The organism is Pseudomonas viridiflava, assembly GCF_900602065.1.
In the GTDB taxonomy this organism is placed as follows: Bacteria; Pseudomonadota; Gammaproteobacteria; order Pseudomonadales; family Pseudomonadaceae; genus Aquipseudomonas.
The window spans coordinates 207,852-231,624 of sequence record NZ_UWFN01000091.1 but is presented as its reverse complement, the minus strand read 5'-3'; the positions used below and the strand labels follow the sequence as shown (position 1 = coordinate 231,624).

General features: G+C 56.6%; 21 protein-coding genes. 14 read left to right on the top strand and 7 right to left on the bottom strand.

What is annotated here, in order from left to right; translation table 11 throughout:
• Window positions 1-300 precede the first annotated feature (300 nt).
• Both EE949_RS02600 and EE949_RS02595 read right to left on the bottom strand, forming a co-directional pair.
• On the bottom strand, window positions 301-1,794 hold the full coding sequence (locus EE949_RS02600; protein ID WP_122662591.1) for a CoA-acylating methylmalonate-semialdehyde dehydrogenase: 1,494 nt from the start codon (window positions 1,792-1,794) through the stop codon (window positions 301-303).
• A gap of 61 nt (window positions 1,795-1,855) precedes the next feature.
• Window positions 1,856-3,202: an aspartate aminotransferase family protein gene (locus EE949_RS02595; RefSeq protein WP_122662589.1), complete on the bottom strand. Its 1,347-nt coding sequence runs from the start codon at window positions 3,200-3,202 to the stop codon at window positions 1,856-1,858.
• 127 nt (window positions 3,203-3,329) lie between these two features.
• Here EE949_RS02595 and EE949_RS02590 point away from each other — a divergent pair, with 127 nt between their 5' ends.
• The 7 genes from EE949_RS02590 to EE949_RS02560 all read left to right on the top strand — a co-directional run bounded on the left by EE949_RS02590 (window position 3,330) and on the right by EE949_RS02560 (window position 11,639).
• Window positions 3,330-4,250, top strand: a complete 921-nt coding sequence (locus EE949_RS02590; RefSeq protein WP_122662586.1) for a LysR family transcriptional regulator — start codon at window positions 3,330-3,332, stop codon at window positions 4,248-4,250.
• Between the two features lie 264 nt (window positions 4,251-4,514).
• Window positions 4,515-5,906, top strand: coding sequence for a uracil-xanthine permease family protein (locus EE949_RS02585; RefSeq protein ID WP_122662584.1), 1,392 nt, complete (start codon window positions 4,515-4,517; stop codon window positions 5,904-5,906).
• Between the two features lie 110 nt (window positions 5,907-6,016).
• Window positions 6,017-6,679 carry a TetR/AcrR family transcriptional regulator gene (locus tag EE949_RS02580; RefSeq protein WP_122662582.1) on the top strand — a complete coding sequence of 221 codons (663 nt, stop codon included), beginning with the start codon at window positions 6,017-6,019 and terminating at the stop codon, window positions 6,677-6,679.
• A 32-nt stretch (window positions 6,680-6,711) separates the two neighbouring features.
• On the top strand, window positions 6,712-7,302 hold the full coding sequence (locus EE949_RS02575; protein WP_122662580.1) for an IMPACT family protein: 591 nt from the start codon (window positions 6,712-6,714) through the stop codon (window positions 7,300-7,302).
• A 727-nt stretch (window positions 7,303-8,029) separates the two neighbouring features.
• On the top strand, window positions 8,030-9,598 hold the full coding sequence (locus EE949_RS02570) for an ABC transporter ATP-binding protein (protein ID WP_122662578.1): 1,569 nt from the start codon (window positions 8,030-8,032) through the stop codon (window positions 9,596-9,598).
• Between the two features lie 11 nt (window positions 9,599-9,609).
• A complete protein-coding gene (locus EE949_RS02565) occupies window positions 9,610-10,713 on the top strand; it encodes an ABC transporter permease (RefSeq protein WP_122662576.1) in 1,104 nt (367 codons plus the stop codon).
• Window positions 10,713-11,639 (top strand): ABC transporter permease, encoded by a 927-nt coding sequence (locus EE949_RS02560; protein ID WP_122662574.1) that lies wholly within the window; start codon window positions 10,713-10,715, stop codon window positions 11,637-11,639. Before EE949_RS02565 ends, EE949_RS02560 begins: the two co-directional genes overlap by 1 nt.
• Before the next feature lie 47 nt (window positions 11,640-11,686).
• Here the strand turns inward: EE949_RS02560 and EE949_RS02555 are convergent, their stop codons facing one another.
• A complete protein-coding gene (locus EE949_RS02555) occupies window positions 11,687-12,097 on the bottom strand; it encodes a hypothetical protein (RefSeq protein WP_122662571.1) in 411 nt (136 codons plus the stop codon).
• A gap of 80 nt (window positions 12,098-12,177) precedes the next feature.
• Between EE949_RS02555 and EE949_RS02550 the strand changes: the two genes are divergently transcribed.
• From EE949_RS02550 to EE949_RS02540, 3 genes are all read left to right on the top strand, one after another.
• Window positions 12,178-12,531, top strand: coding sequence for a MerR family transcriptional regulator (locus EE949_RS02550; protein ID WP_122662569.1), 354 nt, complete (start codon window positions 12,178-12,180; stop codon window positions 12,529-12,531).
• Between the two features lie 16 nt (window positions 12,532-12,547).
• On the top strand, window positions 12,548-13,237 hold the full coding sequence (locus EE949_RS02545; RefSeq protein WP_122662566.1) for an SDR family oxidoreductase: 690 nt from the start codon (window positions 12,548-12,550) through the stop codon (window positions 13,235-13,237).
• 251 nt (window positions 13,238-13,488) lie between these two features.
• Window positions 13,489-14,844, top strand: coding sequence for an 8-oxoguanine deaminase (locus EE949_RS02540; protein ID WP_122662564.1), 1,356 nt, complete (start codon window positions 13,489-13,491; stop codon window positions 14,842-14,844).
• Between the two features lie 312 nt (window positions 14,845-15,156).
• Here the strand turns inward: EE949_RS02540 and EE949_RS02530 are convergent, their stop codons facing one another.
• The gene (locus tag EE949_RS02530; protein WP_122662562.1) at window positions 15,157-16,248 is read right to left on the bottom strand and encodes a calcium:proton antiporter; all 1,092 of its coding nucleotides are present in this window, start codon (window positions 16,246-16,248) and stop codon (window positions 15,157-15,159) included.
• A gap of 372 nt (window positions 16,249-16,620) precedes the next feature.
• Here EE949_RS02530 and EE949_RS02525 point away from each other — a divergent pair, with 372 nt between their 5' ends.
• The 3 genes from EE949_RS02525 to EE949_RS02515 all read left to right on the top strand — a co-directional run bounded on the left by EE949_RS02525 (window position 16,621) and on the right by EE949_RS02515 (window position 19,862).
• The gene (locus EE949_RS02525) at window positions 16,621-17,718 is read left to right on the top strand and encodes a BMP family ABC transporter substrate-binding protein (RefSeq protein ID WP_087267790.1); all 1,098 of its coding nucleotides are present in this window, start codon (window positions 16,621-16,623) and stop codon (window positions 17,716-17,718) included.
• Window positions 17,719-17,859: 141 nt separating this feature from the next.
• The gene (locus tag EE949_RS02520; RefSeq protein ID WP_122662559.1) at window positions 17,860-18,825 is read left to right on the top strand and encodes an isopenicillin N synthase family dioxygenase; all 966 of its coding nucleotides are present in this window, start codon (window positions 17,860-17,862) and stop codon (window positions 18,823-18,825) included.
• A gap of 83 nt (window positions 18,826-18,908) precedes the next feature.
• Window positions 18,909-19,862: an adenosine deaminase gene (locus EE949_RS02515; protein ID WP_122662557.1), complete on the top strand. Its 954-nt coding sequence runs from the start codon at window positions 18,909-18,911 to the stop codon at window positions 19,860-19,862.
• Between the two features lie 12 nt (window positions 19,863-19,874).
• Here EE949_RS02515 and EE949_RS02510 read toward each other — a convergent pair whose 3' ends face one another.
• From EE949_RS02510 to EE949_RS02495, 3 genes are all read right to left on the bottom strand, one after another.
• On the bottom strand, window positions 19,875-20,567 hold the full coding sequence (locus EE949_RS02510; RefSeq protein WP_122662555.1) for an ArsR/SmtB family transcription factor: 693 nt from the start codon (window positions 20,565-20,567) through the stop codon (window positions 19,875-19,877).
• A gap of 698 nt (window positions 20,568-21,265) precedes the next feature.
• Window positions 21,266-22,462, bottom strand: a complete 1,197-nt coding sequence (locus tag EE949_RS02505; protein WP_122662552.1) for a multidrug effflux MFS transporter — start codon at window positions 22,460-22,462, stop codon at window positions 21,266-21,268.
• 562 nt (window positions 22,463-23,024) lie between these two features.
• Window positions 23,025-23,228 (bottom strand): heavy-metal-associated domain-containing protein, encoded by a 204-nt coding sequence (locus EE949_RS02495; protein WP_122662547.1) that lies wholly within the window; start codon window positions 23,226-23,228, stop codon window positions 23,025-23,027.
• Between the two features lie 156 nt (window positions 23,229-23,384).
• Here EE949_RS02495 and EE949_RS02490 point away from each other — a divergent pair, with 156 nt between their 5' ends.
• Window positions 23,385-23,765 carry a hypothetical protein gene (locus EE949_RS02490; protein ID WP_122662545.1) on the top strand — a complete coding sequence of 127 codons (381 nt, stop codon included), beginning with the start codon at window positions 23,385-23,387 and terminating at the stop codon, window positions 23,763-23,765.
• The last annotated feature ends 8 nt before the right edge of the window (window positions 23,766-23,773 follow it).

Genomic DNA, 23,773 nt, shown 5'->3' with positions numbered 1-23,773 from the left:
TCGATCAACATCACGTTGCTCGTTAGCGGGAGGCGAATTCTACAGCGTTACAACCTGCTGTCAACTCCCTTTTTTCACCGCTTTCGATCAACTTCATCGAAGCCTCTTCCTCGCTAGTTAAATCGTCCAACTCGTTGATTATCAAGGAGTTTTTCGTTCCGCCTGCGCCAGAAGAGGTGCGAATTATAGAGACATTAGAGAGGCCGTCAACCCCTAATTTCACTAAATTGTCATATCTCTCTGAAACGCCCTAAAACACAAGGAGAGCCTGGCGGCTCCCCCTCTTTTAAAGACAGCTACTTACAGACTGGGAAAGGCGAACTGCGACGCTTCATGGCTTGCACGCTGCGGCCAGCGCTGAGTAATTGCCTTACGACGCGTATAGAACCGCACGCCGTCTGGACCATACGCATGCAGATCGCCGAACAGCGAACGCTTCCAGCCGCCGAAGCTGTGATAGGCAACCGGCACTGGCAAAGGCACGTTAACTCCGACCATACCCACTTCAATTTCATCGCAGAACAAACGCGCAGCTTCACCGTCTCGGGTAAAGATGCACGTGCCATTACCGTATTCATGATCATTGATCAGTTGCATGGCCTGCTCAAGACTGGCAACCCGCACGATGCACAGCACCGGGCCGAAGATCTCTTCTTTATAGATACGCATCTCCGGCGTCACCTGGTCGAACAGGCAACCACCCATAAAGAAGCCGTCTTCATTACCCGCAATGCTTAAACCACGCCCATCAACGACCAGCTTCGCGCCCGCTTGCACACCGTCTTCTATATAGCCGCTTACTTTGTCGCGATGCTGGCCGGTGACCAGAGGCCCCATATCCAGCCCACATGTTGTACCGGCACCAATTTTCAGCGAAGCGATCTGCGGCACCAGTTTGGCCACCAGAGCATCGGCAATCTGATCCCCCACACACACGGCAACTGAAATCGCCATGCAGCGCTCACCGCACGAACCGTAAGCTGCGCCCATCAAGGCACTGACGGCGTTGTCCAGATCAGCATCAGGCATCAGCACCGCATGGTTTTTCGCGCCGCCCAACGCTTGCACTCGCTTGCCACGTGCAGCGCCTTCTTTATAGATGTACTCGGCGATTGGTGTTGAGCCCACAAAACTGAGCGCTTTGACTTCCGGCGCTTCAATCAACGCATCCACCGCAGCCTTGTCGCCATGAACGACATTAAGTACTCCCTTAGGCAAACCGGCCTCGTGCAGCAGTTGGGCAATCAGCAATGTGGAGCTGGGGTCGCGCTCTGACGGTTTGAGAATGAAACAGTTACCGCAGGCGATCGCCAGGGGATACATCCACAGCGGGACCATGGCCGGAAAATTGAACGGCGTAATACCGGCAACCACACCTAGCGGCTGGAAATCGGACCAGGCATCAATATTCGGGCCGACATTGCGACTGTACTCACCCTTTAGAATTTCAGGAGCCGCACAAGCGTATTCCACGTTTTCGATACCACGCTTGAGCTCACCCGCGGCGTCTTCGAGAGTCTTGCCGTGTTCTTCACTGATCAGTTGTGCGATGCGACCTTCGTTCTGCTCCAGCAGTTGCTTGAAGCGAAACATGACCTGAGCACGTTTTGCCGGTGGCGTATTGCGCCAGGCCGGAAACGCTGCCTTGGCCGAATCGATGGCTTGCTGCACGGTTTCACGACTGGCCAGTGAAACTTTGTGGATGGCCTGCCCGGTCGACGGGTTGAACACGTCAGCAGTGCGGCCGTTGTCGCTGACCAACTGGCCATCGATCAAGTGTTGAATGGTGCTCATGAAATGACTCCAAAGCAGGCGCGAACGACTCCGCGCCTGTCATCTATATAGAAGAGATTGGTCAGTCGACCTGATTCAGCGCTTCGCCCACCGCATCAAACAAACGATCCAGGTCTTGCGGCTTGCTGTTGAAGGTTGGACCGAACTGTAAGGTGTCACCGCCAAACCGGACGTAGAAACCAGCCTTCCAGAGCTTCATGCCTGCTTCGAACGGTCGCACGATTGCATCACCATCACGTGGGGCAATCTGAATAGCACCGGCCAGGCCATAGTTACGAATGTCGACGACGTTCTTCGTACCTTTGATGCCATGCAGCGCGCTTTCGAAGTGCGGCGCCACTTCGGCCGCCTGCTGGACAAGGTTTTCCCGCTGCAAAAGATCGAGCGCCGCGATACCGGCCGCACACGCAACAGGGTGTGCCGAGTAGGTATAACCATGCGGGAATTCAACAGCGTACTCAGGCGTCGGTTGATTCATGAACGTCTGATAAATTTCGCTGCTGGCAATCACTGCCCCCATGGGAATCGCGCCATTGGTGACTTGCTTGGCGATGCACATCAGATCAGGCGTAACGCCAAAGCTCTCGGCACCGAACATGGATCCGGTACGCCCAAAGCCCGTAATGACTTCGTCAAAGATCAGCAGGATGTTGTGCTGGTCGCAGATTTCCCGCAGACGCTTGAGATACCCCTGAGGCGGCACAATCACACCCGCAGAGCCCGCCATTGGCTCGACGATAACCGCTGCAATGTTCGATGCGTCGTGCAACTCGATCAGCTTGAGCATCTCATCAGCCAACGCGATACCGCCAGCCTCCGGCATACCCTTGGAATAGGCGTTGCTGGCCAGCAAGGTATGGGGCAGATGATCCACGTCCATCAACTGGCCAAACATTTTACGGTTGCCGTTAACCCCACCCAGGCTGGTACCCGCAACGTTCACGCCGTGGTAACCGCGGGCACGGCCGATCATTTTGGTTTTGGTCGCCTGCCCTTTCAACCGCCAGTAAGCCCGCACCATCTTCACTGCGGTATCCGCGCACTCGGAACCTGAGTTGGTGTAGAAAACATGATTGAGGTTACCAGGTGTCAGCTCGGTGATTTTCTCCGCAAGCTGGAAAGACAGCGGATGACCAAACTGGAACGCCGGGGAGTAATCCAGAATGCCCAGTTGCTTAGAGACCGCTTCCTGAATTTCCTTGCGCGTATGACCCGCCCCACAAGTCCACAGACCGGACAATGCATCATAGATCTTGCGACCCTTGTCATCTGTCAGGTAACTGCCCTGTGCCGCAACGATCAGGCGTGGATCACGCTGGAAATTGCGATTGGCTGTGTAGGGCATCCAATGAGCATCAAGCTTCAATTGGCTGGCAATAGACATCTCGGACGACTCGAAACTGTTCATCGAAACGGACCTCGCTGGAGCGCTGGGCGGTAGACAGGATGCAAATACTTGATGCAGCTACGGTGCCACGGGGATAAAGTCGTGAAAACTCAACTTTTACGATCTTTAGTTAGCCGATTACTAAACTATGAGCAGTCGTCGCCCCGATCCACTGGCACAAGTCAGCGACTTTGATATTCGATTGCTGCGCATCTTTCGAAGCGTAGTCGAGTCGGGCGGGTTCTCCGCCGCAGAAAGCGCCCTGGGCATAGGCCGCTCGGCCATCAGCCAGCAGATGAGCGATCTTGAGCAGCGCCTGGGCTTGCGCCTTTGTCAGCGCGGCCGCGCCGGTTTCTCGTTGACCGAAGAAGGCCGAGAGGTCTATCAGTCTTCGCTGCAACTGCTTGGCGCGCTGGAAAGCTTCCGCACCGAGGTGAATGGCCTGCACCAGCATTTGCGTGGAGAGCTGAACATCGGCCTGACCGACAACCTCGTCACCCTGCCTCATATGCGCATCACCCACGCACTCGCCCAGTTGAAAGAGCGCGGACCTGACGTGCACATCAACATCCGCATGATTGCCCCCAATGAGGTCGAACAAGGCGTGCTCGACGGGCGCTTGCACGTCGGCGTCGTGCCTCAGGCCAGCGCCTTGTCAGGGCTTGAGTATCAGCCGCTGTACAGCGAACGGTCGTTGCTTTACTGCGCAGTGGGCCACCCACTCTTCTATATGGAAGACGCTGCGCTGGACGATGAACGACTCGCGGAACAGGACGCCATTGCGCCGACATTCAGGCTGCCTGCCGACATTCAGGCCCATTATCAGGCACTCCACTGCACGGCCAGCGCCTCTGACCGGGAAGGCATGGCTTTTCTGATTCTGACCGGTCGTTACATCGGCTATCTGCCGGATCACTACGCAGGCTTTTGGGTACAGCAGGGCCGACTGCGGGCATTGAAGCCCTCCTCCCGTTTTTATGACCTGAGCCTTGTTTCAGTAACCCGCAAGGGACGCCGCCCCCATTTGGTGCTGGAGAGCTTTCTGCAGACGCTGGCTGCTACACGCTGAAACATTTGCCCAGCGGCAAACCCTCGACCTGTAGGAGTGAGCTTGCTCGCGATAGCGTCAATTCATCACATGAATTCTTCGACCATGAGATCGAATCGCGAGCAAGCTCACTCCTACAGCTCTGGGTTTGCTGCGCGACAGCGCCGTGCCATGGACACCGAGGTGCGACTAAAGGTATTCGCTAAACACTAGCCCTCAAAATTCCTGAGCACTTGGACAGCTTTTTGCACAGTGGATGTATCAGACGCCCATTGAGAGCACGACATGCAGCCCGACGCCTCACCCAATAGTGATCTCATCTACGGTCTGGATGATCGGCCCAAACCATTGCCGGCCATATTGGCCGCGTTGCAGCATGTGCTTGCCAGTTTCGTCGGCATCATCACGCCGCCATTGGTGATCGGCTCGGCGCTCGGTCTGGGGGCGTACATGCCCTACCTGATCAGCATGGCGTTGATGGTTTCAGGCGTAGGTACTTTCATCCAGGCACGTCGGCCATTTGGCATTGGTGCAGGGATGATCTGCCTGCAAGGCACCAGCTTTGCCTTCCTCGGTGCAGTATTGTCCGCGGGTTTTCTGGTCAAGCAACGCGGCGGTAGCCCGGAGGACATTCTGGCAATGATCTTCGGCGTCTGTTTCTTTGGGGCACTGGTGCAGATTGTCTTGAGCCGCTTCATTGGCCAACTGCGCAGAGTCATCACGCCCCTGGTGACCGGCATCGTGATTACCCTGATCGGCGTCAGCCTGATCAAGGTCGGCGTGACCGACCTTGGCGGAGGCTTCAATGCGCCTGATTTTGGCGAACCACTGAACCTGGCACTTGGCGGCTTCGTGCTGGCCGTGATCATTCTGCTTAACCGCTCGAATATCCCATGGATCCGTTTGTCGGGAATTATCATCGGCCTCGCCGTTGGCAGCCTGGCGGCGTGGTTCAGCGGCAAGCTGGTCCCTCACTCAGTCAGCGACTTACCCCTGATCAGCGTCCCCGTCCCATTCCGGTTTGGCTTTGCCTTTGACTGGACCGCATTCCTGCCGGTCGCGCTTATCTACCTGATCAGTACCATCGAAACAGTGGGCGACCTGACAGCCAACTGCATGCTCGCCAAAAAGCCTATCAGCGGCCCGAGCTACATCGCCAGACTCAAAGGTGGAGTGCTGGGCGATGGAGTCAGCTGCATGATCGCCGCGACTTTCAGCGCATTTCCCAATACGACTTTCGCGCAGAACAACGGGGTCATTCAGCTCACCGGTGTGGCCAGCCGCTATGTCGGCCTGTACATCGGCGCAGTGCTGTTCATGCTCGGGCTGTTCCCGACTATTGGCGCATTGCTGCAGCAGATCCCCAAACCGGTTCTCGGCGGCGCGACGCTGGTGATGTTCGGAAGCGTTGCGGCTGCGGGCGTACGTATTCTGGCCCAGGCACCACTGGACCGACGCAGCATGCTGATTATCGCGACCTCCTTTGGTGTAGGCCTGGGTATCGCCGCACAACCGGCACTGCTGCATCATCTGCCTAAATTGGTACAGAACCTGTTTGACTCGGCGATTACCAGCGGAGGCATCACTGCCATTGTCATGTGCCTTCTACTGCCAGAGGACAAAACCAGTGCCGTCGGTACAAAATCTGCAACCGAAGGCGAACCATCGACGCACTGAATCCTGAAGATGCCGAACGCTTAATGCTTTCCCCTGCCGACACTTGTCGGATCAGCAGGGTTGCGCTATCTGTTCAGCATTGCACCCCATGATCTGTCCGGAACTGCCCCATGATCCTTGAAGTCCCAGCGCACAGTACTCACAGCATAAAGCCGGCCAGCCGCATTCGTCAGAAGAATGAAGAAGCCATTATCAAAGCTGCGGAAGATGAATTCGCCCGTCATGGTTTCAAAGGCACCAGCATGAATACCATCGCGCTGAACGCCGGGCTGCCCAAGGCCAATCTTCATTATTACTTCACTAACAAGCTGGGGCTGTACGTTGCGGTACTCAGCAACATCCTCGAACTGTGGGACAGCACCTTCAACAATCTTACCGTCGAGGACGACCCTGCGCTGGCGCTGAGCCAATACATAAGAGCCAAGATGGAGTTCTCTCGCCGCCAGCCTCAGGCTTCTCGAATCTTCGCGATGGAGATCATCAGCGGTGGCGAATGCCTTAACCAATACTTCAGCCAGGATTACCAAGCCTGGTTTCAAGGTCGAGCCTCGGTTTTCCAGGCGTGGATCGATGCAGGCAAAATGGACCCGGTGGATCCGGTCCACCTGATTTTCCTGCTGTGGGGCAGCACTCAACATTACGCCGACTTTGCCACGCAAATCTGCCAAGTGACCGGGCGCACTCGTTTGACCAAGCAAGATATGGAGGTTGCGGGCGATAATCTCATCCGCATCATTCTCAAGGGTTGCGGCCTCACGCCTCCAGGCGCTTAACTGGCGCAACTGTTTACAGCTGGAACCCACGCATGCCTTTTACTCTGGTTGGCCCTTGTGAATTTCGCGAAGAGATTCGCAAGAGCCGCTTCATTACCCTTGCCGCGCCGATCACCAGTGCCGCCGACGCACAAGCGTTTATCGAGCAGAACAGCGACCTCAACGCGACTCACAATTGCTGGGCCTGGAAACTGGCCGATCAATACCGCAGCAATGACGACGGCGAACCTGGCGGGACGGCAGGCCGACCGATTCTGGCGGCCATCGAGGCTCAGGAATTCGATCAGGTCGTGGTTCTGGTGATTCGATGGTACGGCGGCATTCAACTGGGTACCGGCGGCCTAGCCCGAGCCTACGGTGGCGGAGCGAACAAATGCCTGCAACAGGCTGAACGCCTGCCTCTGATCACTCGCGTACAACTCAATTTGTCCTGCAGCTTCAGCGAATTGGCCTTGGTAAAGCTGCGGCTTGCCGAGCTGAACGGATTGGTCCAGAACGAAGACTTCACCGCTAATGGAGTGGACCTTGCGATTGCGGTTGGACCTGAACAGGTTGAACTGCTGCAGCGGCAATTGGCGGATTTGAGCCGGGGGCGGATTGTTTTAAATACAGAACCTGACTGATACCGCGTTTTTACGCAGCAGAATTGGAGCACCACGGGATTTTCAGTGCTTGCCCGCAAGCTGATATGCGACGTAAATCCTGTGGGACCGAATTCATTCGGGAAGGCGGTATTTCAAACGATAAATAAGCTGCGGATGCGCTGGCCCCTTTCGCGAATGAATTCGCTTCCACCGGGATCAACGCTTGCAGGCAATCTCCCAGAGAGGCCCTACACACAATTACTGTGCATCCGGCTGTGGATAAGCTGAGCACATGCGGCTGAAAGCCTTATGAACTCAGGCTTTCAGCCTATCGATCATTTTTTATACAAATATGTCATATAGCGACAAAAGCCTCTTGAAAACAGCGTGTTACGGCCCGTTATCGCTGGTCGAAACTAACGAGTCGCGGCTTATATCAATGTTTTGACCTTGCGCACATTTACTGTGGAACAACCTGTGGATAACAGGTGCAAGGGTCTCGGCGAGGCCGAAGCAGCCTGACTGAATAGCAACTGTATGTTTTTCGCTCAATCCGGCTGAGCGATATTGCGCCATGTCTACCGAAACACGCCCCGATCTGGTGCTCAAAGAGACTTCGAATCCAGTTTCAATTCCCAACAAAAGTTGAGCTAGAGTCGTTACAACTCAGTAGTTACAAGCGATTGCGAACTGCCTCCCAAAAAACCTGACTGCCTGGCCAGGAAATTGCTATATCCACAAGCGATCCTCTTACCTTGAGCCTGTCATGCCAAACCCTGTGACGCCCGCACGCCTGCAACTTCGTGCCATCAGCAAACGCTATCCCGGTTGCCTGGCCAACGATGCCATTGACCTGAATATTCCGCCCGGAGAAATCCACGCCTTGCTCGGCGAAAACGGCGCAGGCAAAAGCACCCTGATGAAAATCATCTACGGCGTGACGCAGCCCGATTCAGGCGAAATCGTCTGGCAGGGGCAAGCTCTGAAAATGCGCAATCCAGCCCAGGCCCGAAGCTTGGGCATCGGCATGGTGTTCCAGCATTTCTCGTTGTTCGAAACCCTGACGGTCGCCCAGAACATCGCGCTGGCGATGGGCGGCGCGGCTGGCACACCCAAGCAACTGGAACCAAAAATTCGCGAAGTCTCGCAACGCTACGGCATGGCCGTCGAGCCGCAACGACTTGTCCACAGCCTGTCGATCGGCGAGCGGCAGAAAGTCGAGATCATTCGTTGCCTGATGCAGGACATCCGCCTGCTGATTCTTGATGAACCTACTTCGGTGTTGACGCCTCAGGAAGCTGACGAACTATTCGTCACCCTGCGCCGCCTGGCCGAGGAAGGCTGCAGCATTCTGTTTATCAGCCACAAACTGGGTGAGGTCAGGGCCTTATGTCACAGCGCGACCGTACTTCGAGGTGGCAAGGTGTCCGGGCATTGCATCCCGGCACAGTGCTCTGACCTGGAGCTCGCCCGGTTGATGGTCGGTGACGCTGAAGGCTTGACCGCACAGTATCCAAAAGTCACAGGTCAAAAGCCGTTTCTACAAGTGGAAAAGCTCTCTTGGCATAACCCCGATCCCTTCGGATGTTCTCTGGTCAACATCGACCTTGAAGTGCGTAGCGGCGAGATCGTCGGCATCGCAGGTGTGGCAGGTAACGGTCAGGACGAGCTGCTCGCACTGCTCAGCGGCGAACAAACGCTGAGCCATGCGCTGTCCGCGAGTATCCGGTTCGCGGAGGCGAACGTCGGTCATCTGCGTCCGGATGCGCGCCGTAGCAATGGTCTGGCCTTTGTTCCGGCAGAACGACTCGGGCACGGTGCCGTTCCAGATTTGAGCCTTAGTGATAACGCTCTGCTGACTGCCTTTCAACAGGGCCTGGTCAGTAATGGCCTGATCCAGCGCGACAAGGTCAGAAGTCTGGCTGATGAAATCATCAAACGCTTCGCAGTCAAGACACCCGACGCTCAAGCTCCGGCTCGCAGCCTGTCTGGCGGCAACTTGCAGAAATTTATTCTGGGCCGCGAAATCCTGCAGAACCCGAAGTTGTTGGTCGCCGCGCACCCGACCTGGGGAGTCGACGTGGGTGCCGCCGCAGCGATTCATCGTGCGCTGATTGCCTTGCGCGATGCTGGCGCCGCGATCCTGGTGATATCAGAAGACCTCGACGAACTGTTCCAGATCAGCGACCGCCTTGCCGCGCTGAGCAGTGGCAGGCTCTCCCCTCTTGTGCCGACCGGGCAGACCTCGCCCGTGCAGGTCGGCGGCTGGATGGCTGGTGAATTCGATGCACCGCCTGGCACTCAACCTCAATTCCAAGCCGCCGCGCTTAATTAACGGAGTTTCCGATGCTGCTTTCTCTGGAACCGCGCGGGCAACAATCACGAGCCATGTTGTGGTTTTCGCCACTGCTGGCCGCCGTATTGACCCTGATCTGCGGCTCATTACTGTTTCTTGCATTGGGCCTGGACCCTTTGCTTACTCTGCATACTTTGCTGATTGCACCAGTTAGCGACTGGTACGGCGTATCCGAATTAATGGTCAAGGCGCTGCCCATTCTGCTCTGCGCCCTGGGTTTGGCGGTCGCTTATCAAGCGCGGATCTGGAACATCGGTGCCGAAGGTCAGCTGTTGATGGGCGCACTGGCGGGTAGTGCATTGGCGGTCAACATCATTGACATGGAAAGCCGCTGGGCACTGGTGCTGATCCTGCTGGTTGGCACCCTCGGTGGCGCTGCTTGGGCGGGCCTGACCGCGTGGCTGCGCACCCACTTCAACGCCAATGAAATCCTGACCAGCATCATGCTCAATTACATCGCGCTGAACCTCCTTTTGTTTTTCGTGCATGGGCCGCTGAAGGACCCAGCCGGAATGAATTTTCCGGAGTCGGCAATGTTCGGTGACGCCAGCCGCTTACCCCTGCTCAGCGAAGATGGCCGCGTACATGCCGGTGTGTACTTCGCCTTGCTGGCACTGGTTGCCGTTTGGGTTTTGCTGCAACGCAGCTTTGTCGGTTTTCAGATCAAGGTGCTGGGTCTGGATAAACGCGCTGCAGGTTTCGTTGGGTTTCGGGAAAAACGTCTGGTCTGGCTTGCCTTGCTGATCAGCGGCGGCCTCGCAGGATTGGCCGGGGTCAGCGAAGTTGCAGGCCCGATTGGTCAACTGGTCCCGCAAGTGTCGCCGGGTTATGGCTACGCAGCGATTACCGTAGCGTTCCTTGGCCGCCTCAATCCAATCGGTATTTTGTTCGCCAGCTTGCTGATGGCGCTGCTGTACCTGGGCGGAGAAAACGCGCAGATGGCGCTGAATTTACCTCAGGCCATCACTCAGCTGTTTCAAGGGATGATGCTGTTCTTCCTGCTGGCTTGTGATGTGTTGATCCTTTATCGCCCACGCCTGAAAGCGCGCTGGGCAAAACGTCAGATGGCACCCGTTGCCACGGGAGCTGTGTGATGGATATCGATCTGCTGAGCAATATTTTCTTTGCCATGGTGCGCTGCGGAACGCCACTGCTGCTGGTTGCACTGGGCGAACTGATCTGTGAAAAAAGCGGCGTCCTCAATCTTGGGCAAGAAGGCATGATGCTGTTTGGGGCCGTGATCGGCTTCATTATTGCCCTGAGTACCGGCAATCTTTGGCTTGGGGTGTTACTCGCGATGATGGCGGGCATGCTGCTGTCGGGGTTATTCGCGGTGGTGGCGCTGGTCTTCAATGCCAATCAGGTCGCAACAGGGTTGGCGCTGACTATTTTTGGCGTAGGCCTGTCGAGCTTCGTTGGCGCTGCCTGGGTGGGTAAACCCCTGCAAGGTTTCGAGCCGATTCTGATCCCCTACCTGAGCGACATCCCGCTGATCGGCCGCATGCTGTTCGCTCAGGACATTCTGGTTTACCTGTCCTTTGCACTGTTTGCGCTGGTGGTCTGGGCACTGCTGAAAAGCCGCGTGGGCCTGATTATCCAGGCAGTCGGCGAAAACCCGGACGCGGCCAGCGCCATGGGTTTGCCCGTTTTGCGGGTGAGGACCCTGGCAGTATTGTTCGGCGGCGCGATGGCTGGCCTGGCGGGTGCCTATCTGTCGTTGGCGTACACACCGATGTGGGCAGAGAACATGAGCGCCGGCCGCGGCTGGATCGCCCTGGCTCTGGTTGTATTCGCCAGTTGGCGAGTATGGCGTCTGCTGTTGGGCGCGTACCTGTTTGGCCTCGCCAGCATCCTGCATTTGGTTGCACAAGGTATTGGCCTGGCGATCCCTTCCAACCTGCTGGCGATGCTCCCGTATGTAGCGACCATCCTGGTATTGGTGATGCTGTCGCGCAATGCCCTGCGCACCCGGCTGTATGCCCCGGTTTCGCTGGGGCAGCCCTGGCAGGCGGGGCATTAACACAGAGCTGAAAAAATGAGGCTGCAGGAGCGACCGGGGTGGCGCTCCTACAGTTGCTTGTTAATCGAGCGGACCGGTAATAACTGCAACACCGCCCACATCAACTCCATGATCAGAAATCCCGCCAGCAACCACGTCGCTCCTTGCATCAGGGCATATATCTGCCAGGTTGCGAACAGCAAGCGACCCACCGCATCGTAACGTCCGAAAACCCTTTGCGGATCGCGAATCCGTAACACTGACCAGACGCACACAATCGACCCCAGCAAGTTGGCCATCAACATATGCATGGGTTCGAACGGTGGCAGCGTGCCGGGCACATTCCAGGCCTGACTCAAGCTGGATAAAAGCCCATGCAGCGCGACAAAACTCCACGGCGTGACAAATGCTGCAGTAACAATAAGGTCGTACCAGCCGCTGGCCCGGACCACTTGGTGATAGTGTTGCGGTTGCCACATAAAGACGCTCCTGTTGATTGAATGTTTCAACAGGCTAAAGGCTGGAGTACGCTCCATGGTCAACCCCAAGGAACGGAAATATGCGCATTGGTGAACTGGCTCAAGCCACCGACGTCAGCCGCGACACGCTGAGGTTCTATGAGCAGCGCGGTTTGATTGCCGCGCAACGCAGCGCTAATGGCTATCGGCACTATCCTGCAGAGATGGTGCAGCTGGTGCAGTTCATCAAGACAGCACAGCGTCTGGGCTTCAGCCTGAACGAAATCGGCCATAGCGTTGCCGAACTCTGGAAAACACCGGCACCCGATCTGGCGATTACTCAGCTACTGCGGGACAAACTCGCACTGGTCGAAACCCGCATCGCCGAACTCGGCGAATTGCGTAACGAATTACAGGACCGGCTGGGCCAAAGCTGCCCGCTAAATCCCTCATAACGCTGTTCAGGAGAAAATTTTGTCCACTCAAAAAACTGCACTGATCATCGGCGCCTCTCGCGGCATTGGCCTGGGGCTGGTCAAACGACTGACCGAACAAAACTGGAACGTCACCGCAACCGTTCGTGATCCACAGAAAGCGACTGACCTCCAAGCAATCGCTGGCGTCCGTATCGAGACCCTCGATATGGATGACGTAGCGTCTCTCGATGCTTTGAAAAACACGCTGCAAGGACAGGCCTTTGATGTAGTGGTCATCAATGCCGGCATCATGGGACCAAGACCACAAAGCGCCGAGCAGATCACCACAGCTGAACTGACCCAGCTATTCCTCACCAACGCTATTGCCCCTATCCGGCTGGCTGAACGTCTCGTCCAGCAGATCCGTCCAACCACGGGTGTATTGGCTTTCATGAGCTCCAGATTTGGCAGCGTTACCTGTCCGGATGGGGCAGATGCTTCGCTGTACAAAGCGAGCAAAGCGGCCCTGAACTCCCTGACCAACAGCTTCGTGCTGCAGTTGCCGGAGCCTCGGCCAACCGTTTTGTCCTTGCACCCGGGCTGGGTGAAAACCGACATGGGTGGCGAAGCTGCGGCTATCGACGTCGAGACCAGCACTCGCGGGCTAGTGGAACAACTCGTGGCCTACGCGGGTAAAGGCGGGCATTACTTCGTGGACTACAAAGGCGAAACCATTCCGTGGTGAAATAACTATTAGAATCGGAATGTTCTTCTGTAGCAGAGGCCGGGGTGGCGCTCCACCGAGCACCGCGAGGCCTCGATAGCGGATTGCCTGATGCACCGCGTAGAACCTCTCGCCAACAAGTTGGCTCCTACCGGGATCACAGGTAGAATCTCGGCCTCGCCGGCGCTGCAAAGCGCCAGCGACCCTGGATCAGCAGACAGGGCAACACTGAGCTGGCTAACCTGAACCTGTCTTTCAGAGGAGCCGGCACAATGCCCGCGATCCGTATCTGGTTGAAAAATCCCCTTGCTGCTTTCACTGCCAACGACCTTGATACCCGAGGCGGCCTGGTCATTGAAAATGGCCTCATCGCCGAAGTACTCGGCGCTGGTCAGTTACCGTCGAGCCCTTGCGATCAAGTGTTCGACGCCCGCGAGCATGTGCTGCTACCGGGCTCGATCAACACTCATCACCATTTTTATCAAACCCTCACGCGGGCCTGGGCTCCAGTGGTCAACCAGCCATTATTCCCATGGCTGAAAACCTTGTATCCGGTCTGGGCGCGTTTGACTCCAGAGAAACTCGCACTGGCCAGCAAAGTTGCGTTGGTCGAGTTACTACTGTCGGGATGCACCACAGCGGCGGATCATCACTATCTGTTTCCCGACGGCCTGGAAAACGCCATCGATGTGCAGGTTGAGAGCGTCCGTGAATTGGGAATGCGCGCGATGCTCACCCGAGGCTCGATGAGCCTGGGTGTAGACGACGGAGGGTTACCACCGCAACAAACCGTACAGCAAGGTGAGGTCATCCTCGAAGACAGCCAGCGTTTGATCGACCGCTATCACCAGCGCGGCGCAGGCGCTCAGATTCAGATCGCCCTGGCACCCTGCTCCCCGTTTTCGGTCACGCCCGAGATCATGCGTGCAAGCGCTGATCTGGCAGAAAAACTGGATGTCCGCCTGCACACCCATCTGGCCGAAACTCTGGATGAAGAGGACTTCTGCCTGCAGCGCTTCGGCTTGCGCACTGTCGATTATCTGGACAGCGTCGGCTGGCTGGGGCCGCGCACCTGGCTCGCCCACGGCATTCATTTCAACCCTGACGAAATCACCCGACTGGGTTCGGCTGGCACAGGTGTCTGTCACTGCCCAAGCTCGAACATGCGTCTGGCCTCGGGCATTTGCCCGACACTGGATCTGATCTCAGCAGGCGCTCCGCTAGGGCTGGGTGTAGACGGCTCGGCCTCCAACGACGCCTCGAACATGATCCTCGAAACGCGACAGGCGCTGTATCTGCAACGCCTTCGTTACGGAGCAGAAAAAATCACCCCGGAGCTTGTGCTTGGCTGGGCCACAAAAGGATCTGCGCAGTTACTCGGCCGAACCGACATCGGCGAACTGGCAGTCGGCAAACAGGCGGATCTGGCGATGTTCAAACTGGACGAACTGCGTTTCTCCGGCAGCCATGATCCAGTATCGGCACTGCTGCTGTGCGGCGCCGATCGCGCCGATCGAGTCATGATTGGCGGGCAGTGGCGAGTGATTGATGGGCAGGTAGAAGGCCTTGATTTGAAGGGCCTGATTGCCGATCACAGCCAGGCAGCGCGAGCGTTGATTCGCGGTTGATGATTTCTGTACACACCGGCGGACCTTAAACACTGAACCTGTGGGACCGAATTCATCCGGGAAGGCGATATTCCTGACGAAGGTAATACGGCGGCTGTACCGGCCTCTCCCGAATGAATTCGGTCCCACACAGACTGTGTGAAAACGTAGCGAGCGACGGCAAGACAAGGCAAAAACAGGCGAAAAAGCGGAGTCTAGGTGTTCTAAATGAGCATTTTTCGCCTGTTTTTAACGCGGTATTGCCGAGCGCAGTAGTTTTCACACAGTCTGCACAGGTTCATCGTGCGCTTGAGATCATAAGCGGTGCTCCAGCTACAACCCCAACAACGACAACATGATGAATGTCGCAAACAGTACGAAGTGGGTCATGCCCTCTATCGCGTTGGTTTCACCGTCATTGAGGTTGATCGCGCAGACAAGCAAGGTGATGAAAATCATCACGGTCTGCACCGGGGTCATGGCCATCTGGAACGGCTGGCCGCTGTAAAGCGCCATGGCTTCCATGACGGGTACCGTCAGAATCACCGTCGACAGCGAAGCACCAAGAGCGATGTTCACCACTGACTGCATACGGTTTGCCAGCGCGGCACGCAAGGCCGTCAGAATTTCGGGCGCGGCTGAAATGGCTGCCACCAGAATCGCCGTCATGACCGGCGGTGCGCCAGTGCCTTCAAGGCCCAGGTCGACGGTTTTGGACATCACTTCGGCCAGTGCGCCAATGACAACCACACCCAGCACCAGCGTCCCAATCGAAAGCGTCAGATTGACCGGTTCGCTCTGCGCTTCAGGCTGATCCTTGCGCTTCTTTTTCTCTGGATAGCTGTAGCTGAAAAAGTAGCTGTGCGGCCCGACCTGCATACGCAGGAACAAGGTGTAGAGCAAGATCATCGCGCCAATGGTGAACGCCGAATACATCTTCCAGTCGCCTTCAGGGATGAACTCCGGCACGACCATGGAAACGCCCATCGCGGTCAGAATCATCACGCTGTAGGTGCGTGCCGAATCATCGTTGTAGGACTGTTCGCCGTGCTTGATACCGCCCATCAAGGCAGCCAGGCCCAGGATGCCATTGATATCGAGCATCACTGCCGAGTAAATCGTGTCGCGCACCAACGTTGGCGACGGTTCGTTACTCATCATGATCGCCAGGATGACCACTTCCACCAGCACAGCCGAAAGCGTGAGGATCATGGTGCCGTAGGGATCGCCGACTTTTTCAGCAAGCAACTCGGCGTGGTGAGCGACGCGCAAAGACGCGCAGACGATAAATCCAACCAGCGCGATGCCCGCTGTGAGCGCAATGCCCTGCCCGTTGTTGAGGAACCAGTGCTCAAACGGGTAAGCGACGAACGTTGCCAGAATCGCCAGCAGGAGAAATTTTTCTTGCTTGAGTATTGAGCCCATTACCTGCCTTTAAACCTTCACACATGAACCGTCCGGATAACGCGTTCAAGGCGTTGAGAGTGCTGAGTGTAAGCAAAGGTTTCAAAATGGGTGAGATCTGACGTCGCGCATTCCTGTAGGAGCTGCCGAAGGCTGCGAAGCGATCTGCCTGACACGCTGTCATTCGCAGCCTTCGGCAGCTCCTACAGATCATGGGCGCACCAGTTAGCAGCAACGTTGGGCTGGAATGCACCGTCCGGTGTCGTCTGTATCGCGGGAAAACCTATTACAGATGAAGCCCTGCCATTAACTGTCCAGTTGGTCAGTTTTTTGCATTGGTGGAGCAACCCGCTAAGACGGCAGTGCCAACAAGACCATAAGGAGCTAGACCCGATGCACTCCACCACTCACCCGCGTCGCCCCCTGAAAAAATTGCTGTGTGCCATGGCTGCGGTAGTCGGCCTGGGTTCGAGCCTGCTCGCATCGGCGGCAGACCCGTTGAAAGTCGGCTTCGTCTACATCGGTCCGATCGGCGACCACGGCTGGACCTATCAACATGAGCAAGGCCGCAAAGCCATGGTTGAAGCGCTGGGCGACAAGGTCACGACCAGCTATGTCGAGAACGTGCCGGAAGGCGCTGACGCTGAACGGGTGATCCGCAACATGGCCAAGGGTGGCTACGACCTGGTCTTCACCACTTCGTTTGGTTACATGAACCCAACGTTGAAAGTCGCCAAGCAGTTCCCGAAAGTGACTTTCGAACACGCGACCGGCTACAAGCAGGACAAGAACATGGGCACCTACCTGGCGCGCACCTATGAAGGTCGCTACGTCGGTGGGTTCCTGGCGGCAAAAATGACCAAGACCAAAAAGGTCGGTTACGTCGCCTCGTTCCCGATCCCGGAAGTACTGCGTGATATCGATGCCATCCAGTTGGCCTTGAACAAATACAACCCGGGCACCGAGATCAAAGTCGTGTGGGTCAACTCCTGGTTCGATCCGGGCAAAGAAGCTGATGCCGCCAACGCGTTGATCGATCAGGGTGTGGACGTCATGTTCCAGCACACCGACAGCCCGGCGCCGATCCAGACAGCTGAACGCCGCGGTGTCTATGCCGTGGGTTATGCGTCGGACATGGCTCACTTTGGTCCGAAAGCGGTGCTGACCTCCATCGTCAACAACTGGGGACCGCACTACATCCAGGCGACCGAAGGCGTGATCAACGGTACCTGGAAATCTCAGGATTACTGGGGTGGCCTGAAGGAAGGCACGGTTGAACTGCCGATCAGCGATATCGTCCCGGCGGACGTGAAGGCAGAAGCCGAGAAGATCATTGCCGACATCAAAAGTGGCGCATTCCACCCGTTCACCGGCCCGATCAAGGATCAGACCGGCGCAGTGAAAATCCCGGAAGGCAAGGTGGCGACCAATGCAGAACTGGCCTCGATGAACTATTACGTTGAAGGCATCAAGGCGGAATTGCCGAAGTAACCGGGGCGCACCATTGAAACCCTGTGGGACCGAATTTATTCGGGAAGGGGCCGGTACATTCGATAGATATTCATCGGCTGTGAAACCGCCTTCGCGAATGAATTCGCTCCTACAGTTAAAAAATCATAAGGACAGGACACCGTGAACCAACTCCCGATCATCGACATCGCCCCGCTCTACAGCGATGACCAAATCGCATGGCAAGACATTGCCCGGCAAATCGACCAGGCCTGTCGGGAGTGGGGTTTTTTCTATATCAAAGGCCATCCGCTCAGCACCACGCGGATCGAACAGGTGGTCGGCGCGGCGCAGCAATTCTTCGCCCTGCCCCAGGCAGAAAAGCTCAAGATCGACATAACTCAAAGCCGCCATCATCGCGGTTATGGCGCTATCGCGACCGAACAGTTGGACCCGAATATACCGAGCGATCTCAAGGAAACCTTCGACATGGGCTTTCACTTGCCCGCCGATCATCCCGAGGTCCTCGCAGAGAAACCGTTACGCGGCCCCAACCGGCATCCAGACATGCCGGGCTGGCAAGCTCTGATGGAGCAGCACTATCTGGACATGCAGGCGCTCGCACAGAAATTGCTTCAGGCGATCACTGTCGCGCTGGGCATCGAGCGTGACTTCTTCGACAAACGCTTTGTCGCCCCCGTCAGCGTGCTGCGTTTTATCCACTACCCGCCGCGCCATACTGCCACCAGCGCCGAACAACAAGGTGCAGGGGCACACACAGACTATGGCTGTATCACCCTTCTGCATCAGGACTCTGCGGGCGGACTGCAAGTGCGAGATGTGCGCGGCCAGTGGATCGACGCGCCACCCATCGACGGCACATTCGTGGTCAACATCGGCGACATGATGGCGCGCTGGAGTAACGACCGATATGTGTCCACGCCGCATCGAGTGGTCAGCCCACTGGGCGTTGATCGCTATTCGATGCCGTTTTTCGTAGAGCCCAACCCGGACACCGAAATTGAATGCCTGCCCGGATGCCAGAGCGAAACCGAGCCAGCACGCTACCCTGTAACTACTTGCGCCGCGTTCTTGCTGTCACGCTTTGCCGATACCTATGCCTATCGACGGGAGCAAGAGGCCGGGTAAATTGAACCGCTTGGTCAGGTTTTGCCCATCCCGAAGCATGACTCTGTAGAATGCCGGCCATCTGCACCTGATGAGAAAAGCACATGTACGATTGGTTGAACGCCCTGCCAAAGGCAGAACTGCACTTGCACCTGGAGGGTTCTCTGGAGCCCGAGTTGCTCTTCGCACTCGCCGAACGCAATAAGATCGCGCTGCCGTGGAATGACGTCGAAGCCCTGCGCGGAGCTTACGCCTTCAACAACCTGCAGGAATTCCTTGACCTTTATTACCAGGGCGCAGATGTACTGCGTACCGAGCAGGACTTCTACGACCTGACCTGGGCGTATCTGGAGCGCTGCAAGGCCCAGAACGTGATTCACACCGAGCCCTTCTTTGATCCGCAAACCCATACCGACCGGGGTATACCGTTTGAAGTCGTATTGAACGGCATCACTGGCGCACTCAAAGACGGTCAATCGAAACTGGGTATCAGCAGTGGTCTGATCCTCAGCTTCCTGCGTCATTTGAGCGAGGAGGAAGCGGAAAAAACCCTCGACCAGGCGCTACCGTTTCGCGATGCATTCGTCGCCGTGGGTCTGGACAGCTCGGAAATGGGCCATCCACCGAGCAAGTTCAAGCGCGTTTTCGATCGGGCGCGTAACGAAGGCTTCCTGACCGTAGCTCATGCTGGCGAAGAAGGGCCGCCGGAGTACATATGGGAAGCGCTGGACCTGCTTAAAATCCAGCGTATTGATCACGGTGTACGGGCAATCGAAGACGAACGTCTGATGCAGCGTATTATCGACGAGCAGATCCCGCTGACAGTCTGCCCGCTGTCGAACACCAAGCTCTGCGTCTTTGATGACATGGCAAAGCACAACATTCTCGACATGCTTGAGCGTGGTGTGAAGGTTACGGTGAACTCCGACGATCCAGCTTATTTCGGCGGCTACGTCACCGAGAACTTCCATGCGCTGTATACCCACTTGGGCATGACTGAAGACCAGGCAAAGCGTCTGGCGCAAAACAGTCTGGATGCACGTCTGATCAAGCCTTGAGCTGATCGCCCGTCAGGCGGCAGCCGCGATCTTGTCGATCTCGCGCTGCCCGCTGAACGACACCTGCAGGGTGCTGGACTCTTCAGTCGTGCGTAACCAGCCCATCTGAATGAAAAGCTGCAGCAACCCTGCCCCCAGCGCACCACCCAGGTGCGGAGTGAATTCGCCCCTGTCGGCACAGGCGCAGACCGTTTCGCGCTGACGAAGCGCAAGCGCAGGTATGTAAATCCCCCGCTCGGCAAACTTTGCCATACCTACGCTGGTGACCTCCACTCGCTGCTCCTGTTGTTCGATCCACCCCGCCCCCAGAAGCCGTTGATAAAGCTCGGCGGCCATATCGCCCCCCAAGTGATCACAGCAGATACGGGCCTCGCGCAATGGCATGGAAGACGAAGGTTGTGCCACATTCCGGTTGATCTGCGCGGCACTGACAACAGAGGCACATGCCAGCGCTTCAAGTGCTGTCGCCACTTGCGGCCCCGCCAGACGGAAAAAACGTTTGCGGCCTCGCACCTCCTGCTTCAACAGCCCGCCAGATGCCAGGCGCGCCAAATGGGCCCCAGCCGATGATGTCGTCAGGCCCGCAAGCAGAGCCAGTTCATTGGCGGGTCGAGCAGTTCCATCCATCAAGGCCCAAATCATTGCACTACGCTTCGGGTCAGCCAGCAGTGTTGCTACGTGACTGATGCAAGGTGCATATTCCATATGTTCACTCCCTGTTGAAACATCATCTATCGCGATGACATGGCGGCAGCAATCAAGTTGCAATCAAGAAGCCGCGCCGCCAAAGTCGAAGCCGTAATGAGCCAGTAAAACCGCAGCCGTCAAGTGACCAACAGCATCTAACTGCCCGCCCCTCCCGACATCAACTATGAATCCAGATTCGGATAGCCAGTATAAGCCTTGGAACCTTTCACCCGATCAGGCAAAAAACTCATTATCCCGCCGGGATCCAGTTCCTTTTGACTAACCTAGTCCAAGCTTTTACGGCTAGACAACTCCTGGAAAAATCACAAGGGACTCACTTGATCCCTAGATACAACGGCCTGTCGCCCCCTCAGGAGAAAATCCGCAATACTGCACACGGCATCTTCCTACAGCCAAGACACCCAAAAACGCTCAATAAAATAAGACAATTAGTAGAGCGCATGTTCGCAGCTAGTTACCATCAATCATATTTACACTCGTCACTTTCCGAAATATCCGTAGGATAAATCCACGAGGCATGTAGCCAATAACAGCAAATCATTGAAGGAATATGAACCTAGGCTGCCTGGCTTATTATTGACATCTGATAAATAGCTACGCCAACACTTAATGGGCAACAGGTTAATCAGAAGTTGCGGCGGGGGAGTATCTATCGGTGGGTAAACTCCCGCGAAATATTCGCGGGAGCTTCAACGTCAGGCCTGACGGCTCAGTGCATCGCGCTGGTTCTGCAAGCGGCGGGTCAGTACCGAAATGCTGACCGCCAGTGCACCACAGATGCTGATCACCAGCGCCATGGGTACGGCGGTGCCGTCGTGCAGCACGCCAACCATTGCAGCCGCACCCGCCGCCACACTGAACTGCAGGCAACCCAGCATCGCAGACGCACTTCCGGCGCGAGCCCATTGGCCGTTCATTGCGCAGGCCGAGGCATTGGGGATGATGCAGCCCAGGCTGGCAATGCAGATGAACAACGGCACCAGCAAGGGCCAGAGTTGTTCAGTACGCAACCCTGTTACCGCCAGCAGTACCAGAGCCGCGGCGAGGTAGATCCATATAGTCCGCGACAACAGAAACGCTGGCCCTCGCTTCCCTACCAGCCTTGCATTGAGCTGAGCGATCAAGATGAAGCCGGCCGCGTTGGTACCGAATAGCCACCCATAATGCTCTGCGGGTACGCCATAGAGCTTGATGAATACGAAAGGCGAACCTGCGATATAGGAAAACATGCCGGCCATGGCAATACCGCCCGTCAACGCATGCCCAAGGAAAATGCGATCCCCCAACAAACTGCGGTACTGAGTCAGGGCCCCTGCCAGCGGCTGACGTGGATGGCTGGCTGGCATGCTTTCCGGTAACCCGAGCGCCACGGCCAACGAGGCCAGTGCACTGAAGGCTGTGAGGCTGATAAAGATCGACTGCCAGCCATAGAGGTTGACCAGTAATCCGCCCAGCATGGGTGCGAGGATCGGAGCCAGGCCCATCACCAGCATCAATTGCGAGAAAACCTTGGCTGACTGCACGGCATCGCACTTGTCGCTGACAATTGCCCTGGCAATCACCATTCCCGCGCAACCGCCCAGAGCCTGAACGAAGCGCGCGCCGATCAACCATTCCAGATTAGGGGCGAATGCGCAGGCCAACGACGCCAGCGTAAACAGCGTCACACCGAACAGCAGAGGGATGCGCCTGCCGAAACGGTCAGCCACTGGCCCGTAAGCCAACTGGCCAATGGAGAGTCCCAGAAAGTAGGACGCCAGCGTGAGCTGAACGTGTTTCTCGTCAGTGCCAAACGCCAGGGCGATGGCCGGGAAACCAGGCAGGTAAAAATCGATGGCCAAAGGGCCGAAGGCGCTAAGCGCACCGAGAATCAGGATGGTACGAAGGTTCATGAGGCGTCCAGGCAGTGCTCGTGCAGCCAGACAGTTTAACCGCGCCTGTGGAGGCTGAGTGTCAGGAGAAGGTAATTACTTCAAAAAGTTTCAAGTGCTGACTTTGGGATCTCACCATTGACGCGATGTCGCAGAACCTGTGGGAGGCTCTATGCTGGCCTGCAAACACACGTCTCATGGGAGCGAATTCATTCGGGGCCGGTACATCCGCAGCCTGTGTATCGTCTGGAATGCCGCCTTCCCGAATAAATTCGGTCCCACTGGATCGCGGTGAGCCAAGGGCATGGAAATCCCGTGAGAGCTGAGCTTGCTTGCGATACAGGCACTGGGATTTGTCTGGGTAACCGGCGTGCATTTTTCGCGGGCACGCCCGGATTTCATCAAACAACATGCAACCTAATGGATTGAAATGCATTTTCTGTAGGAGCTGCCGAAGGCTGCGAGGCATTTATCCTGACACACCGCGATCGCAGCCTTCGGCAGCTCCTACAGGTCCTGTGCCATGGACACCGGGGCAGCGCCCGCGGGAATCCATGCAACCCCAGCGGTAGCGTTTCAGTGATTAGCCTTGAACCACTTGCGCCTGATACCCCTCCTCGCCAATCAGCCCCACGACTTCCTGAGCGGCCAGGTCGCTTTCGACAATCACCTCGCCAGTCGGCAAATCTATCTGCACCAGAGCACTCGGGTCCCGGTCCTTGATTGCACTGGTCACGGCTTTTACGCAGTGGCCGCAGGTCATGCCTTGAACGTTGAATCGTTGCATGTGCTACTCCTTCAAGCAGGGATGTGAATAACAATGAAGCCATGTTTCACCTTCCCATCGTGGCAAGGTCAAGTTTCTCTGTTCGCTGCCGGGCTGGTATTCGGCGCAAGGCTCGGCCAAGCTGCATCATCACCGTCTACATCAGGAGTATCAGCGATGCGCTGGTCAGCATTGAGCCTCTTCGGCATTCTCGGTCTGTTGGCTGCTTCCCCGGCGGTTCAGGCCGATCAGGATTACGGCGTTCTGATCATTTCCCGCGAGCGACTGGAAGTTGCCACGTCTTGCGAGATCGGCATCTATATTCAGGACCAACTCGCGGGCCGGGTGTTCCAGGAACAATCCGTATCCTTCAACCTGCCAGCCGGTAACGTCGCTATTCGCTTACGCGTGCTGCCGGGTGCGGTGTTCGGTTGCGATCCGGGCATGGAAGCGCAGAGCAACACCAACATTCGGATTCAAGCGGGCGATATCCTCAAGTATCGAATCGCAAGCAGCCTGAATGGTATGTATCTGAAACGCGCCGACCTGAATTATTGATCTGGACT

Bases quoted from the DNA above. Each gene is read 5' to 3' on its own strand.
- EE949_RS02600 (WP_122662591.1), bottom strand. From the start codon at position 1,794: ATGAGCACCATTCAACACTTGATCGATGGCCAGTTGGTCAGCGACAAC.
- EE949_RS02595 (WP_122662589.1), bottom strand. From the start codon at position 3,202: ATGAACAGTTTCGAGTCGTCCGAGATGTCTATTGCCAGCCAATTGAAG.
- EE949_RS02590 (WP_122662586.1), top strand. From the start codon at position 3,330: ATGAGCAGTCGTCGCCCCGATCCACTGGCACAAGTCAGCGACTTTGAT.
- EE949_RS02585 (WP_122662584.1), top strand. From the start codon at position 4,515: ATGCAGCCCGACGCCTCACCCAATAGTGATCTCATCTACGGTCTGGAT.
- EE949_RS02580 (WP_122662582.1), top strand. From the start codon at position 6,017: ATGATCCTTGAAGTCCCAGCGCACAGTACTCACAGCATAAAGCCGGCC.
- EE949_RS02575 (WP_122662580.1), top strand. From the start codon at position 6,712: ATGCCTTTTACTCTGGTTGGCCCTTGTGAATTTCGCGAAGAGATTCGC.
- EE949_RS02570 (WP_122662578.1), top strand. From the start codon at position 8,030: ATGCCAAACCCTGTGACGCCCGCACGCCTGCAACTTCGTGCCATCAGC.
- EE949_RS02565 (WP_122662576.1), top strand. From the start codon at position 9,610: ATGCTGCTTTCTCTGGAACCGCGCGGGCAACAATCACGAGCCATGTTG.
- EE949_RS02560 (WP_122662574.1), top strand. From the start codon at position 10,713: ATGGATATCGATCTGCTGAGCAATATTTTCTTTGCCATGGTGCGCTGC.
- EE949_RS02555 (WP_122662571.1), bottom strand. From the start codon at position 12,097: ATGTGGCAACCGCAACACTATCACCAAGTGGTCCGGGCCAGCGGCTGG.
- EE949_RS02550 (WP_122662569.1), top strand. From the start codon at position 12,178: ATGCGCATTGGTGAACTGGCTCAAGCCACCGACGTCAGCCGCGACACG.
- EE949_RS02540 (WP_122662564.1), top strand. From the start codon at position 13,489: ATGCCCGCGATCCGTATCTGGTTGAAAAATCCCCTTGCTGCTTTCACT.
- EE949_RS02530 (WP_122662562.1), bottom strand. From the start codon at position 16,248: ATGGGCTCAATACTCAAGCAAGAAAAATTTCTCCTGCTGGCGATTCTG.
- EE949_RS02525 (WP_087267790.1), top strand. From the start codon at position 16,621: ATGCACTCCACCACTCACCCGCGTCGCCCCCTGAAAAAATTGCTGTGT.
- EE949_RS02515 (WP_122662557.1), top strand. From the start codon at position 18,909: ATGTACGATTGGTTGAACGCCCTGCCAAAGGCAGAACTGCACTTGCAC.
- EE949_RS02510 (WP_122662555.1), bottom strand. From the start codon at position 20,567: ATGGAATATGCACCTTGCATCAGTCACGTAGCAACACTGCTGGCTGAC.
- EE949_RS02505 (WP_122662552.1), bottom strand. From the start codon at position 22,462: ATGAACCTTCGTACCATCCTGATTCTCGGTGCGCTTAGCGCCTTCGGC.
- EE949_RS02495 (WP_122662547.1), bottom strand. From the start codon at position 23,228: ATGCAACGATTCAACGTTCAAGGCATGACCTGCGGCCACTGCGTAAAA.
- EE949_RS02490 (WP_122662545.1), top strand. From the start codon at position 23,385: ATGCGCTGGTCAGCATTGAGCCTCTTCGGCATTCTCGGTCTGTTGGCT.